Origin of the sequence: Neisseria sp. HMSC074B07 (genome assembly GCF_001810355.1) — a bacterium.
Classification (GTDB): domain Bacteria; phylum Pseudomonadota; class Gammaproteobacteria; order Burkholderiales; family Neisseriaceae; genus Neisseria.
Genome location: NZ_KV800942.1, coordinates 1 through 232, shown reverse-complemented (window position 1 = coordinate 232; position 232 = coordinate 1). Strand labels below are relative to the sequence as shown.

Genomic DNA, 232 nt, shown 5'->3' with positions numbered 1-232 from the left:
CGTTTGGTTTGCGCTTCCGTCAGCGGACGGGTGCGGCAGGCTTTGCGCATAATGCCGTCTAACAACCGATGCTCTTTCAGGTGTTGCCGGTTTTCCGCACTGTCGTAGCCTTTATCGGCATAGACGGTCGTACCTTCGGCAATGCCTCCCAGCAAAGGCGACAGGTGATTGCACTCATGGGTATTGGCGGGGGTAATCTGCAGTTTCTCGATATAGCCTTCCTCATCGGTGC

The 232-nt window shown here is 55.6% G+C and carries 1 protein-coding gene; it reads right to left on the bottom strand.

Annotated features, from left to right (window positions below; all coding sequences use genetic code 11):
- The coding region (locus HMPREF2726_RS07120; RefSeq protein ID WP_148132489.1) for a transposase at nucleotides 1-232 on the bottom strand (232 nt) is incomplete at both ends.